General features: G+C 68.9%; 22 protein-coding genes. 5 read left to right on the top strand and 17 right to left on the bottom strand.

What is annotated here, in order from left to right; translation table 11 throughout:
- Window positions 1–5: 5 nt before the first annotated feature.
- The 5 genes from OG714_RS27630 to OG714_RS27610 form a co-directional block, all read right to left on the bottom strand.
- A complete protein-coding gene (locus OG714_RS27630; protein ID WP_406124907.1) occupies window positions 6–470 on the bottom strand; it encodes a Fur family transcriptional regulator in 465 nt (154 codons plus the stop codon).
- A gap of 15 nt (window positions 471–485) precedes the next feature.
- Entirely contained in the window at window positions 486–1061 is a 576-nt protein-coding gene (locus tag OG714_RS27625) for an FABP family protein (RefSeq protein WP_363098002.1), read from the bottom strand.
- Window positions 1062–1283: 222 nt separating this feature from the next.
- Window positions 1284–2483 carry a hypothetical protein gene (locus tag OG714_RS27620; RefSeq protein WP_406124906.1) on the bottom strand — a complete coding sequence of 400 codons (1200 nt, stop codon included), beginning with the start codon at window positions 2481–2483 and terminating at the stop codon, window positions 1284–1286.
- Entirely contained in the window at window positions 2480–3376 is an 897-nt protein-coding gene (locus OG714_RS27615) for a hypothetical protein (protein WP_406124904.1), read from the bottom strand. Before OG714_RS27615 ends, OG714_RS27620 begins: the two co-directional genes overlap by 4 nt.
- A complete protein-coding gene (locus OG714_RS27610) occupies window positions 3373–4191 on the bottom strand; it encodes a hypothetical protein (protein ID WP_406124902.1) in 819 nt (272 codons plus the stop codon). The genes OG714_RS27615 and OG714_RS27610 overlap by 4 nt, the downstream gene beginning before the upstream one ends.
- 87 nt (window positions 4192–4278) lie before the next feature.
- On the opposite strand from OG714_RS27610, the gene OG714_RS27605 reads away from it, so the two are divergent.
- Complete coding sequence (locus tag OG714_RS27605; protein WP_406124900.1) at window positions 4279–4641, top strand: DsrE family protein; 363 nt, start codon at window positions 4279–4281, stop codon at window positions 4639–4641.
- Here OG714_RS27605 and OG714_RS27600 read toward each other — a convergent pair.
- Together OG714_RS27600 and OG714_RS27595 are read right to left on the bottom strand one after the other, a co-directional pair.
- Window positions 4635–4916 carry a DUF397 domain-containing protein gene (locus tag OG714_RS27600; protein ID WP_406124898.1) on the bottom strand — a complete coding sequence of 94 codons (282 nt, stop codon included), beginning with the start codon at window positions 4914–4916 and terminating at the stop codon, window positions 4635–4637. The two genes, OG714_RS27605 and OG714_RS27600, sit on opposite strands and share 7 nt — an antisense overlap.
- Window positions 4898–5740, bottom strand: coding sequence for a helix-turn-helix transcriptional regulator (locus OG714_RS27595; RefSeq protein WP_406124896.1), 843 nt, complete (start codon window positions 5738–5740; stop codon window positions 4898–4900). The genes OG714_RS27600 and OG714_RS27595 overlap by 19 nt, the downstream gene beginning before the upstream one ends.
- Before the next feature lie 183 nt (window positions 5741–5923).
- Here OG714_RS27595 and OG714_RS27590 point away from each other — a divergent pair, with 183 nt between their 5' ends.
- Window positions 5924–6289: a hypothetical protein gene (locus OG714_RS27590; protein ID WP_406124894.1), complete on the top strand. Its 366-nt coding sequence runs from the start codon at window positions 5924–5926 to the stop codon at window positions 6287–6289.
- Between the two features lie 62 nt (window positions 6290–6351).
- Window positions 6352–6555 (top strand): hypothetical protein, encoded by a 204-nt coding sequence (locus tag OG714_RS27585; RefSeq protein ID WP_406124893.1) that lies wholly within the window; start codon window positions 6352–6354, stop codon window positions 6553–6555.
- 34 nt (window positions 6556–6589) lie between these two features.
- Here OG714_RS27585 and OG714_RS27580 read toward each other — a convergent pair whose 3' ends face one another.
- Entirely contained in the window at window positions 6590–7714 is a 1125-nt protein-coding gene (locus OG714_RS27580) for an FAD-dependent oxidoreductase (protein ID WP_406124891.1), read from the bottom strand.
- A gap of 114 nt (window positions 7715–7828) precedes the next feature.
- Here OG714_RS27580 and OG714_RS27575 point away from each other — a divergent pair, with 114 nt between their 5' ends.
- Complete coding sequence (locus OG714_RS27575) at window positions 7829–8530, top strand: TetR/AcrR family transcriptional regulator (protein ID WP_406124889.1); 702 nt, start codon at window positions 7829–7831, stop codon at window positions 8528–8530.
- A gap of 19 nt (window positions 8531–8549) precedes the next feature.
- Here OG714_RS27575 and OG714_RS27570 read toward each other — a convergent pair whose 3' ends face one another.
- From OG714_RS27570 to OG714_RS27530, 9 genes are all read right to left on the bottom strand, one after another.
- A complete protein-coding gene (locus OG714_RS27570) occupies window positions 8550–8933 on the bottom strand; it encodes a VOC family protein (RefSeq protein ID WP_406124887.1) in 384 nt (127 codons plus the stop codon).
- A 29-nt stretch (window positions 8934–8962) separates the two neighbouring features.
- Window positions 8963–9223, bottom strand: coding sequence for a DUF3099 domain-containing protein (locus OG714_RS27565; RefSeq protein WP_327403047.1), 261 nt, complete (start codon window positions 9221–9223; stop codon window positions 8963–8965).
- A gap of 88 nt (window positions 9224–9311) precedes the next feature.
- Complete coding sequence (locus OG714_RS27560) at window positions 9312–9599, bottom strand: DUF1416 domain-containing protein (protein WP_019064558.1); 288 nt, start codon at window positions 9597–9599, stop codon at window positions 9312–9314.
- Between the two features lie 39 nt (window positions 9600–9638).
- On the bottom strand, window positions 9639–10478 hold the full coding sequence (locus OG714_RS27555; protein ID WP_406124885.1) for a sulfurtransferase: 840 nt from the start codon (window positions 10476–10478) through the stop codon (window positions 9639–9641).
- 118 nt (window positions 10479–10596) lie between these two features.
- A complete protein-coding gene (locus tag OG714_RS27550) occupies window positions 10597–10680 on the bottom strand; it encodes a putative leader peptide (RefSeq protein ID WP_366433785.1) in 84 nt (27 codons plus the stop codon).
- A 199-nt stretch (window positions 10681–10879) separates the two neighbouring features.
- A complete protein-coding gene (locus tag OG714_RS27545; RefSeq protein ID WP_406124883.1) occupies window positions 10880–11626 on the bottom strand; it encodes a DUF2993 domain-containing protein in 747 nt (248 codons plus the stop codon).
- 163 nt (window positions 11627–11789) lie between these two features.
- Window positions 11790–12944: a hypothetical protein gene (locus OG714_RS27540; RefSeq protein ID WP_406124882.1), complete on the bottom strand. Its 1155-nt coding sequence runs from the start codon at window positions 12942–12944 to the stop codon at window positions 11790–11792.
- Between the two features lie 3 nt (window positions 12945–12947).
- Window positions 12948–13202 carry a MoaD/ThiS family protein gene (locus tag OG714_RS27535; protein WP_406124880.1) on the bottom strand — a complete coding sequence of 85 codons (255 nt, stop codon included), beginning with the start codon at window positions 13200–13202 and terminating at the stop codon, window positions 12948–12950.
- A gap of 56 nt (window positions 13203–13258) precedes the next feature.
- A complete protein-coding gene (locus OG714_RS27530) occupies window positions 13259–14143 on the bottom strand; it encodes an alpha/beta hydrolase (protein WP_406124878.1) in 885 nt (294 codons plus the stop codon).
- Between the two features lie 203 nt (window positions 14144–14346).
- Here OG714_RS27530 and OG714_RS27525 point away from each other — a divergent pair, with 203 nt between their 5' ends.
- The gene (locus OG714_RS27525; protein WP_406124876.1) at window positions 14347–15147 is read left to right on the top strand and encodes a response regulator transcription factor; all 801 of its coding nucleotides are present in this window, start codon (window positions 14347–14349) and stop codon (window positions 15145–15147) included.
- Window positions 15148–15173: the final 26 nt, after the last annotated feature.

Below are 15173 nucleotides of genomic sequence, written 5' to 3'. Positions count from 1 at the left end.
TAAGCCTACGACTCGGTAGTTGAAGACTCGGCTGACGTCTTACCGGTCGGATTCTTCAGCGCGCAGTCCTTGCAGCGGCCGAAGATCGCGAAGTGCTTCATGTCCGTCTCGAACCCGAACGTGTCCCGCAGCTTGGCCCGGAACTCGGCGGCCACCTCGACATCGGCCTCGATGACGTTCGTGCAGTCACGGCAGACCAGGTGGATGTGGTGATGCCGGTCGGCGAGGTGGTACGTCGGCGCCCCGTGCCCCAGATGCGCGTGACTGACCAGCTGGAGCTCTTCGAGGAGCTCCAGGGTCCGGTACACCGTGGAGATGTTGACCCCCGACGCCGTCTTCCTCACCTCGATGAGGATGTCGTCGGGGGTCGCGTGCTCCAGGGTGTCCACGGCTTCGAGCACGAGTTGCCGCTGCGGGGTCAGCCGGTAGCCGCGCTGCCGCAGATCACTTTTCCAGTCGGTGCTCACCACACTGGAAGTCTAGAGCTACTTGAAGAAAGCGATCCCGTCGTCCGGCATGTCGTCCGGGAGGGCCTTCGCCCAGCGTTCGACGTCGTCCGGGGTGACGATCTTCTTCAGGTGGGCGGACATGTAGGGGCGGAGTTCGACCTCGGGGGTCTGCTTCTCGCCGACCCACATGAGGTCGCTCTTGACGTAGCCGTAGAGGCGCTTGCCGCCGGTGTACGGGCCGGAGGCGGCCGTGCGGGCGACGGCGTCCGTGACGAGGTCGATCTGGGGCTTCTGCTTGGCGAGTTCGCCGTACCAGATCTCGACGACTCCGTCGTCGCGGGTCATCGTGACCTCTACCTTGCGGTCGGCGTCGATGCGCCAGAAGCCGGACTCGGTCTCCAGGGGGCGGACCTTGTTGCCGTCGTTGTCCAGGACCCAGGTGTGGGAGCGGTACTCCAGGAAGTCACGGCCGTCGTGGCTGAAGGAGACCTCCTGGCCGAAGTTGCACTTCTCGGAGCCCGGGAAGTCGTGCACGCCCGCGCCGGCCCAGTCGCCGAGCAGGAAGACGAGGGGGACCAGGTCCTTGTGGAGGTCGGACGGGATCTCGATCATGACGTCAGCAGTTCCTCGGTGGGGGTCAGCGCTGGCCCTGGTACAGCTTCTTCACGCTCAGTCCGGCGAAGGCGAGCACGCCGACGCAGACCAGGACAAGCAGGGTTTCGAAGAAGATCTCCAACACGGGTGCTCCTCGGATGAGCGTGGTGCGGTACGCATGTACACAGGGCCGGGCCCCAGCTTACGCGGCTGGGGCCCGGTGCTCACGGTGAGGTACGGCTAGTCGAGCAGCTGGCTCTGGAGCGTCAGCGTCTGCTCGAACGGGACCGCCTTCGCGACTCCCTTGTGGGACTGGACGACCAGCGCGAGGGTGTCGCCGGCCGAGAGGTAGGCCTGACGTACCTCCTCGGCGCCGTACGGCTTGTCCTCGGTGTATGCCGAGGCCTTGACGTTCTTGGCGAGGATCTCGGTCTTGATCGCGTCGTTGTAGCTGGTGGCCGGGGCGCCGGTCAGGGCGTAGACCGGGCTGTCGTACGAGATGAGACCCGGCGAGAACAGTTCGTCGGCGGCGATCGCGGTGTCGAACTGGAGCAGGTAGATGCGAGTGTGCGTGCCGTCCTGCGTGGTCCAACCGCGGGACGTGATGTGGCGGAGGCCGTCGTCGGTCAGTTTCTGGCCGAGCTCCTTGCGGTCGTCCGCGTCGGCGTACTGGGCGAGGAACGTCTTCGTCGGCAGCCAGCCGTCCGTGCCGCGCAGCGACGCGTCCGCCTTGGCGCCCTTCGGCGCCGGCAGGACCAGCGCGCGCAGGTCCGCGTAGTGGGAATTCGCCTTGTTGTCCGCGGCGAACGGACCCGGGCTGCCGGAGGGCAGCGGCGGCATGACGATCTCCGGGTAGTCCCAGCGCCCGTCCGACGCGGTCGCGAGACCGGGTACGTCGGTCCGTTTCATCTGCGTGATGCCGTACGCCGTTCCCGCCCCGGCCGCCACGAACACCACGACGGCCGCGGTCCAGCGCAGGATGCCCCGCAGCACCCGCCGCTCCTTGCGCACCCGGACCGGGGCCTGCGGCACGGGCACCAGCGGAGGCGCTTCCGGCATGGGCGGGATCACGGCCGGGGTTTCGGCCGTGATCGCGGCCAAGGTCGCGGCGGGGGTCTCCGCCGGCATCGCGGCCAGGCTCTCCGCCGAGGTCGGCTCCGGGATCGCGGCCGGGGTCTCCGCCGAGGTCGCGGCCGGAGTCTCCACCGGGGTCGCGGCCAAGGTCTCCGCCGAGGTCGGCTCCGGGATCGCGGCCGGGGTCTCCGCCGAGGTCGCGACCATAGCCTCCGTCGAGGTCTCCACCGGTGTCTCCACCGAGATCGCGGCCGAAGTTGCGGCCGGGGTCTCAACCGAGGTCTCCGCCGGAGGCGCCGCGAGGGTCTCAACCGGAGTCGCCGCGAGGGTCTCCTCTGGAGTCGCCATGTCTCGCTGCTCGGTCATACCGCTTCCCCCGTCGTCTTGATGCGGTCGAGCTGATCGCTCAGGAACGACGCGATCTCCTTCGTGTCCATCGACTTGGTCCCGGACGCGTTGAGGGTGACCATGACGTCGCCCGCGGACGCGAAGCAGAGCATGTCGCTGAGCTTCTCCCCGGCCTCGTACTTCGGCAGGAAGCACTTCGCGTCCTTGTGGCCCGGGACGGCGGGACCCTTGCGGAACACGGTCACCGTGCCCAGGAGTTCGTTCTCGTACGTGGTGAGGCTCCGTGCGGCCTTCTCGTCCATCTGGACCAGCTGGACCTCGACGGTGTACGTACTGATCTCGTCGGCGGCGGGATAGAGGTAGCTGCGCATGGCCAGGCCCTTGATCTGCTCCCGGTCGATCTGCTTCTCCAGCAGGAGCCGTTGGGAGCGGGGCAGGCCGCTGAACTCCTCCTTGCGCAGAGCCGTGGCCTCGCGCCCGGTCAGCTCGGCGTCGTTCCCGAACTCGGCGATGTCCGGCCCGCGGACGTACCCGTTGGCGGTGTACGGCTGGAGCACGCCCCGCAGTCCCTTCGCCGGCGCGGCCTTGTGCTCGGCCGGGTCCTTGGGGAACTTCCACACGGGGGCGCCCGCGTCCCGGTCGGCGCCGTTCACGGTCACGACGGTGTATCCGACCCCGCCGACGACAGCGAGGGCGAGCAGGACGGAGCCGGCGACCGCGGCGATACGACCCCTGCGGACGGGCTTCTTGGGGGCCTCGGGCTCGGCCTCGGCTCCAGGTACGGCTTCGGCTTCGGGCGCGGCTGCGGGCGCGGGCGGTTCCACGAACTCCACCTCGCCGACCTCGCCGACCTCGCCCACCTCGCCGGCCTTTCCGAACTCTCCGACCTCTCCGGACTGGTTCTCGGTCACAGCCGCTCCATCTGCCGCTCGGCCAGATCCATGATCTTCTTCTTCGGGATCGGCTTCGTGTCGTAGACCCAGATCTCCAGGGCGACGTCCCCGCGCCAGGCGTGGGCCTCGGCGCTGTACACGCCGTCGGCCGAGGCGCCGTGGACGTACGCCATTCCGTCGCCCGTGCCGGGGATGGCCCAACTGCTGGTGTGGGACTTGCGTTCGGCCCAGTAGAAGGAGTCGGTGACGGTGTCGGAGGCTCCGAGGTCGGTCACCTGGCGGTACTGCTCCAGGACGATCCGGACGTCGCGCGTGCCCTCGCCCCACTGGGTGACGGCGGCTCGCCGGAACTCCTTGTCGACCTGGTAGCCGAAGGCCTCGTCGGGCTCCGTGAACATCTCGGAGTACTCGGCCAGGTCCAGCCACCCGTCGCTGCCCAGCGAGTAGGTGGCGGTCTTCGCCCCGCTCGGCTTCTTCAGCAGCAGCTTGCGCAGGTCGCCGTCGACCTTGACCTTGCGGTCCTGCGCGGCGGACAGGGGCTCGGGAGCCGGCCCCTTCGCCTGCGTGAGCGTGGCCTGCGAGAGCGAGGGCAGCTTGTCGGGTGCGCGGTTCGCCTGGACGAGGAAACCCGTACAGGTACCGGCTACGACCCCGAGCACGGCGGCGACGGCGATGAGGAGGGTGGTACGGCCCCGGCGGCGCGGGCGGGGCGCGGGCCCCGACTCCGGCTCTGTCTCCGGCTGATGCTCCGGCTCTGTCTCCGGGCCCAACTCCGGCTCCGGCTCCGGTACTTCTTCGATGGATTCTTCCGGTACTTCCAAGACGTCCCCCACGGAACATGACGTGCGCATTCCATATGCGCGCACAGGAGACCCGTGGCCGACGCATGGAGTTGTATGGGAGTTGATTACGATTCGGTCATGTCGAAGAAGCTCGTGATCAAGGTGACGGCAGGGGCCGACGCCCCCGAACGCTGCTCACAGGCGTTTACGGTGGCTGCCGTCGCCGTTGCCAGCGGAGTGGACGTCTCGCTCTGGCTCACCGGTGAGTCCGCGTGGTTCGCCCTGCCGGGCCGCGCCGCCGAGTTCGAACTCCCGCATGCCGCCCCGCTGCCCGACCTGATCGACTCGATCCTGGCCGCGGGCCGCGTCACGTTGTGCACGCAGTGCGCGGCCCGGCGGGACATCACGGAGAAGGATGTCATCGAGGGCGTACGGATCGCCGGGGCGCAGGTGTTCGTACAGGAGGTTATGGCCGACGGTACGCAGGCGTTGGTCTACTGAGCCCGCCCCTTGACCGAGCCTACGAACTCCGCCCAGGCGTCCACGCCGAAGACCAGGGTGCCGTGGGTGGGGTTTTTGGTGTCACGGACGGGGACGACTGCGGGGAGGTTGGGGGCGAACTCGATACATTCCCCGCCACTCGTGTTGCTGTAGCTGCTCTTGTGCCAGTCGGCGGCGATCAGGAAGTCGTCGGACACCTCGATGCAGTCGCCGCCACTCGTGTTGCTGTAGCTGCTCTTCCGCCACGTCACACCGTTTAGGTCGATGGCTCGCAAGGGACTTCCTCCAACATCCTCAGGATGAACGTTCGCGACTCGGCCGGAGACAGCGCCAGGTCACGCACCGAATCGTACCTACGTTGAAGCTCCTCAACTGAGGCGTTTTCTTCGATCAGTTCGCCTCGCAGGTCGTTCTCGGTGTAGGCGATGGTGCGACCGTCCAGCAGCCGCAGGAACTTCACGGCGGTGTTCATCAGGCCGTGCGGGCCAACGCTTAACGGCAGCACCTGGATGGTGATGTTCGGGCGTTGCGCCATCTCCGCCAGGTGCTCCAACTGTTCCCGCCACGCCCTCACATCACGCAGAGGCGTGCGCAGTACCGCCTCGGAGAGGACGGCTCGGAACGAGGGCGCATCCTCCCCCTCCAGCAACATTCGCCGCCCTCCACGTGCCTCGACCTGCTGGTCCAACTCGTGGCTCTTGATCCAACCCACCGCGAGCGCTTCGCGCACGTACCCGTCCGTTTGCAGCAGACCTGGCGGGGCGCTCACGGAGTAGTGCCACAGGCTCATCGCCTCGGCCTCCAGAATCATGTACCGCCGGTACTGCTCCTTGAACTGCGTCGGATCACCAACTGCCAACTCCCACAAGGTGAGTAGCAGCGGCGCCGTCCCATAGAACTGATCCAACGCCTGCACGACCTCGGGCCCACCCAGCGTGCCCCCACGCTCCATCTTCCCGAACTGCGACGCGTCCCACCCCAACGCCTTCCCCAACTCCCGCAGACTCAGGCCCCGTTCACGCCTCAACCTCACCAGTTCCTCGGCAAACCGCTTCCTGGGCTCATGGCTCAGCGCCGTGACCACCAGCCGTTGCGGCATCGCGACCTCCTGATGCTGTGGAATTTGTGGAATTTGGCGCGCCAGGCGCGGAAGTTGAACCCGTTGGCGCTGCGTCCGCCTCCGACCTGGGCCATCCTCGTAACACACCCAGGACTGCACAGAGTAGCCCAACTGTCGCATTCTGTATGGAAGTTACACAAAAAGGAAGAGGAGGAGGCGCCGATGGAACCCGGAACGCTGCTCTACGACCCGGCGACCGACACGGTCGGCGAGTACCAGGACAAGGCGGGGCCCTACGCGCTGTTGCGTCCGGTGGGCGGTGGGCGCGAATGGCAGGCCGACCCCGGGTCACTTCGCCCGGCCACGGACGCGGAGCGCCTACGCGCCGGGGTCCGCGCGGCGAACCACCGCGCGCGGACCGACGCCCCGTTCCTGGTCGCCGTACCGCCGCAGCCGGCGCCCGGTTGCGCGGGGTGCGCCGAACTGGCCGAGGTCCGGGCCGCCGCACGCACGGCGCGTGACTACAGCGCCGAGACCGACGCGAACGTCCTGCTCCGCAAACACCGCAGCGAGGCCCACCCCGTATGAACCGTCCCCGCCCTCACCAGCTGATCCAGGTCCCCCCGGCCCAGGCGGTACCGCCCCCACTCATGCCACCCGCGCCGCCCTTGCCCGTCGTACGACAGCAGCAGCCCCCGGCACCACCAGCCGCACCCACACCCACACCCGTACCCACCCGCCGCCGACGACGGTTCCGCGCACCCCGGGCCCTGCGCGAGGACGCCTTCTGGACCGGGGCGCTCACCGCGATGTGCATCGGCGGCCTGCTGATGGCGATCATCGCGACGACGTGAGTGCGTAGGCGTCCGCATCAACACCCGGAACGCCTCAGGACAGTTTCGCTTCAGGCGCGAACGCGGGCAGCTTCTCAAGACTGCTGCGCACGGCATCCGCGCCGTACTCGAACATCTGCCGCTCGTAGTCGCCGACCGCGCCGAGCAGATCCCGGCGGCCTTCGTCGGCATCGATCAGGCAGCGGCGCAGCAGGTCGGCGTCGCGCAGCGCGGTGTTCGCGCCGTTGCCCCCGGTCGGGGAGGTCGCGTGGATCGCGTCGCCGAGCAGCGTGACCGGGCCGGACGCCCAGCGCTCACCGGGCTTGACCACCCGGATGGACAGCAGCGTGCTGTTGTCCGGGTCGGCCTGCTCGATCAGCGCGCGCAGCTCCGGGTGCCAGCCTTCCATCCTGGACAGCACGGCGTCCTGCGCGGTCAGATCCTCCAGCGAACCGTTCGACGGCAGGATCATGGCCCAGCGCACGTAGTCGCCGATGTCGGGCAGCGTGACGTCGGGGGCCAGCTGCTCGGCGGCCTGCTTCGGCGGGGTGCGGAAGCGCATCGCGCCGAGCAGCAGGCTGACGCCGTCGCCCGCGATCTTCGAGCCGTACGCCTTGGACAGGCCGGCGAACTCGTCGGTCAGCGGGGTGCGGCCGATGACGAACCGGACGCCGGTGTCGGTCGGGGCGGTCCGCGGCGACAGCACCCCGCGGACCGCGGAGGTGACGCCGTCCGCGCCGACGAGCAGGTCGGCGGTGGCCGGGTCGCGGTGGGCGAACCGGGCTTGGACAGTGCCGTCGGCCAGCACGTCGTAGCCGGTCAGCGCGGCATCGGTGTGCACGGTGAGGCCGGTCAGCAACAGGTGTCGCAGCACCTGCCGGTCGACCACGATGCCGGTCCGGCCCGCGCCGAGCCTGCCGATCTCGTTCAGCCGCGGGTCAAGGACCAGCTGCTCGGCGGAGGCGTCCATGACGATCTCGTCCAGCAGCGGGTGCCAGCGCGTCGGCAGGCAGTCGCGCACCGCCTGGAAACCGGTCGGGTTCAGCACGAGCCGGTAGCCCTGGAACCGGGCGACGATCCCCGGGTCGCGCTCGAACACGTCGGCCTCGATGCCGGCACCACGCAGCCCCTGCGCGAGAGCGAGGCCTCCCAGACCGGCTCCGACTACGGACACTCGCATGACGTACCTCCGGGATATCGACACGAACCAAGTCCTCTTTGACGAACTTAGTTCGTTCTTGCGATCTAAGTTCTACTCAACGAACTAAGTTCGTGTCAAGGTAGGGTGGTGGGCATGCCAGCCGATCCCCGCGAGCGCCGCGATCCCCGTGAGCGCCGCGCAACCCGCAAGAAGCCGATCACCGTCGAGCGGATCACCGACGCCGCCCTGGAGGTCGTCGCCACCGAGGGGTACGACGCGCTGACCATCCGCCGGGTCGCCGCCGTGCTCGGCACCGGCCCGTCGTCGCTGTACGCGCACATCGTCAACAAGGACGACATCGACGACCTGCTGATCGGCAGGCTCTACGCCGAGGTCGTGCTCCCCGAACCGGACCCGGCCGCCTGGCGCGGGCAACTGGTCGGGGTGTACACGCAGATCCGCGACCTGTACCTGAAGTACCCCGGAGTCTCGCGCGCCGCGCTGGCCATGGTGCCGACCAGCCTGGACACGCTGCGGGTCGGCGAGGGAATCCTGGCGATCCTGCTCGCGGGCGGCATCGAACCGAGGACGGCCGGATGGGCCCGCGACGCGCTGTCCCTCTACGTCAGCGCCTACGCACTGGAACAGTCACTGGTCCGACAACGGCGCCGGCACCAGGATCCGGAATGGGTGCTCAGCCACGAGGAGTTGCTGGACCGCTTCACCGCACTGCCGGCCGAGAAGTTCCCGCAGACCCGACGCCATGCCGCCGAGCTGATCTCCGGCACCGGCCCCGACCGCTTCGAGTTCACCCTCGGCCTGCTCATGAACAACCTGCGGCCCGCCTCCGGTTGAGCCGCCTGACGCCCCTCGGTCACACCCCCTGCTCCTGTCGCCACAGGCAGAAGGGGTGGCCGGACGGGTCCAGCAGGACCCGTACGTCGTCCTGCGGCTGGTGGGCGTGGAGCGTGGCCCCCTCGTGTACGGCCCGCTCGGCCTCGCCCTCCAGGTCGTCGACCTCGATGTCGAGGTGCAGCATCATCTGCTGCTCGCCGGGGTTCCTGGTGGGCCACTCCGGCGGGACGTACTCCGGCTCGGTCTGGAAGGAGAGGCCGGTGCCGCCGTCGGGCGGGCCGATCAGGACCCAGTCGGGTTCCTCGGCCCGGATCACGTAACCGAGCAGGCGCAGGTAGAAGCCGGCCAGCTCGTGCGCGTCCCGCGCGTCGAGCACCACGGTGGACAGTCTCGTAGGCGACATTCCCGCCCTCTACCCGCTCGCCGCTTCCCTTACTGGCGGCGCTTCTTGCCGTCCAGCTCGTCCCACCACTCGTCGGACTTGGGGTCGCCGGACGGGTCGTCCCACCAACGGTCGTCGGGGCCGCGCCGGTTGGCGACCATGGCGGCGACCGGCGGGATCAGCATCGCGACCACACACATCCCCACGGCCGCGGGCACCGACCAGATCCGCACGACTCCCCAGGCCAGGACGAAGAGCCCGATGCAGATGCCCATCATGACGAAGTACACGCGACGACGACGTGCCAGCATCCTTCAAGGGTAGGCCTGAGCACGCCAAAGGGCCGCACCCAGAACAGGTGCGGCCCCTCAGCGGTCAGACTCTGCCGTCAGACGGTGATCAGACGGCGATCGCGACCTCCGCCAGGCCGCCCGTCTGGGCGACCACCGTGCGGTCGGCGGTGGCGCCCGGAACGAGGGCGCGGACGGTCCAGGTGCCTTCGGCCGCGTAGAAGCGGAACTGGCCCGTCGCGGAGGTCGGGACCTCCGCGGTGAACTCGCCGGTCGAGTCCAGGAGACGGACGTAGCCCGTCACCGGCTCGCCGTTGCGCGTCACCTGGCCCTGGATGGTGGTCTCACCGGGCTTGATCGTCGAGGCGTCGGGGCCGCCGGCCTTCGCTCCACACATGTCTTGGTTTCCTTCAGGTCGCAGCGGTGGTGCGGTTGCTTACTTGTTGGCGCCGAGCTCGATCGGAACGCCGACCAGGGAGCCGTACTCGGTCCAGGAACCGTCGTAGTTCTTGACGTTCTCGACACCGAGCAGCTCGTGCAGCACGAACCAGGTCAGGGCCGAGCGCTCGCCGATACGGCAGTACGCGATGGTGTCCTTGGCGAGGTCGACCTCCTCCTCGGCGTAGAGCTCCTTGAGCTCGTCGTCCGACTTGAAGGTGCCGTCGTCGTTGGCGTTCTTCGACCACGGGATGTTGCGGGCGGACGGGACGTGGCCCGGACGCTGCGACTGCTCCTGCGGAAGGTGCGCCGGCGCGAGCAGCTTGCCGCTGAACTCGTCGGGCGAACGGACGTCGACCAGGTTCTGCGTACCGATGGAGGCCACGACGTCGTCGCGGAACGCGCGGATCGCGGTGTTCTGCGGCTTGGCCTTGTAGTCGGTGGCGGGGCGGGAGGGGACCTCTTCCACCAGCTCGCGGGCGTCCAGCTCCCACTTCTTGCGGCCACCGTCGAGGAGCTTGACGTTGTCGTGGCCGTAGAGCTTGAAGTACCAGTAGGCGTACGACGCGAACCAGTTGTTGTTGCCGCCGTAGAGGATCACCAGCGTGTCGTTGCCGATGCCCTTGCCGGACAGGAGCTTCTCGAAGCCCTCCTGGTCGACGAAGTCACGGCGTACCGGGTCCTGGAGGTCCTTCGTCCAGTCGATCCGGATCGCGTTCTTGATGTGGTTCTTCTCGTACGCGGACGTGTCCTCGTCGACCTCGACGATCGCCACGCTCGGGTTGTCGAGGTTGGCCTCGACCCAGTCGGCGTCGACCAGGACGTCACTGCGGCTCATGCTTTTCTCCTCCGGGGCAGTTACGGCGGTGCGGTGCGTGAGAGAGGGGTGCGCGCTCGCGCGGGTGCCCCTGATCAGGGGCACGGGGGGGGGGGAAGACAGAAGCCTGCGCTTCCGCTCAGAAAGTGCGACAGAGCATGGCGGCGACGCGGCACAGGTCTACTGCCCGCCGCTTCGTGAGGTCGTCCGCCTGGCGCTTCATAGGGTCGATCGTAGGGACGGATCGCCGGACATGTCACCGGTGTGTCGTATTTTGAGACGCGATCGTCCGTCATGTGAGACGGGAAAGCTACTGGAGGCCCTACGACCGGGAATCCGGGCCTGCGCGGCGGTTAATTCCCCTGCCGCACGGACATCGACGTCTCGCCCCTCGGACAGAAGCTGCCCACCCGGACCTCGACCTACCCGGCCAGCCTGACGTTCGAACCCTTCACCTTGATGTCCACACCGCTCTTCGCGGCCTGCACACTGTCCAGCTTCACGCCGCCCGGCAGCTGGTCGAGCGTCTGCTGGAAGTCGGTGATCGAGCGGACCCGGGAGTCGGCGAGGTCGACGACCAGCTTGGGCAGGTTGTCCGCGTGCACCTTCACCGTGTTGCCCACGACGGTGACCGTGCTGAGCACCGGATACGTGGTCGTCCCGACGCCCGTGACCGTGACCTTCATGTCGGCCTTGATCTTGCCGTCACCGCCGTCGGAGAGGCTGACGATCTGGGCCGTGACACCGGTGAAGACGGGCGTCGGCGCGGACTTGGCGGCCTTGAGCAGCTGGTCGTAGGAGATGCTCGCGGTGCCCGTCGCACTGGCCGCCGTGGCGGAGCTGTAGTCGCCGGAGAACTTGACGTCCTTCATGTCGGCCTTGAGGTCGTCGATCCGGATCGTGGTGGCACCGCCGGAGGCGCCCGTGTTGCCGGTCGGGGCCTCGTACTGGCCGACGCCGAGTTCCACGTCGTCCAGCTCACCGGAGGCGACCTGGGTGAGGAAGGGGAAGCCCTTGATGGAGACGTCGGGAGTGCTGGCCAGGTTCTCGCTGGTCTTCACCTTGGACGCCGCCTCCTCCTCCGCGAAGTGGAGCGCGACCCGGTCCACGACCACGAACAGGGCACCCAGAATCACCACGACGATCAGAAGTATTCGTAGCCCGCGCATGTACGGAGATCCCCACCCGGTGGTCGTCGACGAAAGCGGTACGACGACCTAGTGGCCGCCCAGCGCGAGAGTAGTCCTGTCGGACACGTGTATCGCGAAATTGTCGATCACCTGTGACAGGGCTCTTAACTACCCCCTACGACACGGCACTTGACCGCCCGCGTTAGACGAGCGCCCGTCCCAGCAGGTACACCGCCGGGGCCGCCGCGGCGAGCGGGAGGGCCACACCGGCCGTGAAGTGGACGAAGCGGGACGGGTAGTCGTAGCTCGCCACCCGGTGGCCGATCAGCGCGCAGACCGCCGCACCCGCGCCGAGCAGCGCGCCCTTCGCGCCCATGCCCGTCATCCCGCCGACGGCGATACCCGCACCGGCCGCGGCCAGGAGCGAGACGACGACCGACGCCACGGTCGGCAGCGGCAGCGCGCGGGCCAGGATCGCCACCGCGACCGCGGCCGCGCCGACCGTCACCGCGTCCGGCTCGGCCGCGAGGTGGCCGGCCGCGACGATGGCCAGGGCCGCCGAGGCGACCGTCGCCATCAGGCTCGTGATCCGGGTGTCCGGGTCGGCGTGCGAACGCAGCTGCATGACGAGGGAGAGCAGGACCCAGACACCGAGGGTGCCGAGGATCGCGGCGGGGCCGTTCTCCCGCCCGGCCGCGAGCAGCGCCCCGTCCGCGACGAGCGCGCCCGCGAAGGCCAGCGCGATGCCCTGCCGGGCGGGCCACATCCCGTTCAGCCGGAACCAGCCCGCGGCCGTCACCGCCTGAAGGATGACGAGCGGTACGACGAGGGCGTACGACCCGGCCTGCGCGGTGACCGCGAGCAGCAGTCCCAGTACGGCGGTGAGGGCGGCCGGCTGCATCCCGGGCTCGATGATCGGCGAACGGCCCTCAAGCCGGGCCCGCTGGGCGTCGGTGATCCGGGCGTTGCCGGCGAGGGAGGGCGGGCCGTAGCCCTCTCCGGCGGAAGGAGCCTCGGGGACGGCCGGCGGCTGCACCTCGGGTCTGGGCGGCTGGGCGTACGCCTGGGCCTGCGCGTAGGGGTCGTAGGCCTGGGGTGCCTGCTGGTTCTGCGGCGGCAGGTACGCGGTGTCCGCGGCGGCGGGAGCGGGCGCGGGCGGCATGGCCTGGTGGACCTGGGTGTCCCAGGTCTGGCCCTGCCACTGCTGGGTGTACTGCTGGGCCGCCTGCGGATCGTCGTACGCCTGCTGCTGGTGCCCGGGCCACGCCTGTGCCTGCGCCTGGGCCTGTTGGGGCTGCTGTTGCTGGGCGTACGCGTCGTAGTTCTCGTCGTAGCCCTCATACGGCTGGTTGCTCATCGCTCATCCTCCTGCGAACGGCGGGAGCACCTCGACCGTGCCGCCCTCGGCCAGCCGTACCGTCTCATGTCCGCGGGTGCCCACGGGGTCACCGTCGACGAGGAACGAGCATCGCAGCAGTACGCGGGCGAGCTCCCCGGGGTGTCGCTCGCGGACGGCTGCGAGGGCCTCGGCGAGGGTGACCGCGTCGTACGGCTCCTCGGCGATGCCGGCCGCGGCCTTCGCGGCGGCCCAGTAGCGCACCGTGACCTTTGGCATGTGCTCGCTTCCTCGGTAGATCGGTGTCGACGGACTCGGCGTCAACACCCGTCAGGCTAACTGTCCTGTGAACTGCCCCAGCGCCCGATACGGGCCAACAGGTCGTCGGCGGCCGCGTGCTCGGCGTGGCCCATGCCCGGCTCCAGCCAGAGTTCGGCGTGGTCGGCGGCGGCTTCGGCCAGCATCCGGGGGTGGTCGACGGGGAAATAGCCGTCGCGGTCGCCGTGCACGATGAGCAGGGGGGTGGGCGCGATGCGCGGGACCGCCTCGACCGGGGAGACCGGTACCGGGTCCCAACCCCTGCGCTCGATACGGGTGTTGAGGCCGTAGCGGCCGACCAGCCGGCCCTCGGGGCGGGTCACCAGCCAGTGGAGCTTTCGCATGGGGGCCGTCCCCCTGTAGTACCAGCGGGCCGGCGCACTCACGGAAACCACCGCGTCCGTGTGCGCTTCCGTGCGCCCCTCGCGCCTCCGGCCGTCGGCGTGCGCCCGGGAGCCGTAGAGCGCCGCGTGCCGCAGCACCACCGAACCGCCCATCGAGAAGCCGACGGTGACCACGCGCGCGTGCCCCTGCTCGCGCGCCCAGGCGACCGCCGCGGCCAGATCGAGCACCTCGCGGTCGCCCACGGTGGAGCGTCCGCCGGAGGCGCCGTGACCCCGGAAGGAGAAGGTGACCACGGCCCCGTACTGCGCGAACGCCTCGGCGACCCGGCGTACATGAGGCTTGTCCACATCGCCCGTGAAACCGTGCGCCACGACGAACACCGGATCACCGGAAGGTGACCGGGAGGCGTCGTATACGGCCGCTCCCGGTTCGTATACGGAATCGATCGTCACCCCGTCGTCGGTGTGCAGAAACGTCCGCAAAGGTGTACGTCTGATCGTCTCAGAGTTCGGACGAACGGTGGATCGTGCCACATGACCTGCCGTACCAGCGCTCATGTGGGCTATTCTGCTGGACAGAGGACTCGGGCAGCGAAGCCCCCGGGTCCTTTTGTGCTTTCGGGAGCGTTGTATACGAAGCGGTACACCACGGGAAACCACAGGTGGCCGCCGGTGATACAAGGCCCCCGTCAGCACAGAGCATCGCCGCAATGCCGCAGTGCCGCATACGTCCTCGCAGGGACCGAGGAGGAACCAGACATATGAGTTCTCTGCTGCTCCTGACCAATGCCCTCCAGCCGTCTACGGAGGTGCTTCCGGCCCTTGGCCTGCTGCTGCACAACGTGCGCGTGGCACCGGCGGAAGGCCCAGCTCTCGTCGACACCCCAGGTGCCGACGTCATCCTGATCGACGGCCGCCGTGACCTGCCCCAGGTGCGCAGCCTGTGTCAGCTCCTCCGGTCCACCGGTCCGGGCTGTCCACTCATCCTCGTCGTCACCGAGGGCGGCCTCGCCGCCGTCACCGCCGACTGGGGCATCGACGACGTACTGCTCGACACGGCGGGACCGGCCGAGGTCGAGGCGCGACTGCGCCTGGCCATGGGCCGCCAGCAGATCGTCAACGACGACTCCCCCATGGAGATCCGCAACGGCGATCTCTCCGTGGACGAGGCGACGTACTCCGCGAAGCTCAAGGGCCGGGTCCTCGACCTGACCTTCAAGGAGTTCGAGCTCCTCAAGTACCTCGCCCAGCACCCGGGCCGCGTCTTCACGCGCGCGCAGCTGCTCCAGGAGGTCTGGGGCTACGACTACTTCGGCGGTACGCGGACGGTCGACGTCCACGTACGACGCCTGCGCGCGAAGCTCGGAGTCGAGCACGAGTCGCTGATCGGGACCGTCCGGAACGTCGGTTATCGATTCGTTACCCCGGAGAAGGGTGACCGGGGCGGCGAGGAGGCCAAGCTCAAGGCAAGCGCCGCTCTCGCCGACGCAAAGCCGGAGGATGCGGACGGTACGGCCGATTCGGCCGCGCTGGACGCCGCCGAGATCCCGGCCGAGGCGTAACCGCATCCGGGCAGGGCGTCGCTTGT

The sequence above is a fragment of the Streptomyces sp. NBC_00989 genome (assembly GCF_045162655.1).
In the GTDB taxonomy this organism is placed as follows: Bacteria; Actinomycetota; Actinomycetes; order Streptomycetales; family Streptomycetaceae; genus Streptomyces.
Note: the sequence above shows the minus strand (reverse complement) of the source record. Positions and strands in the feature narration are given on the sequence as shown.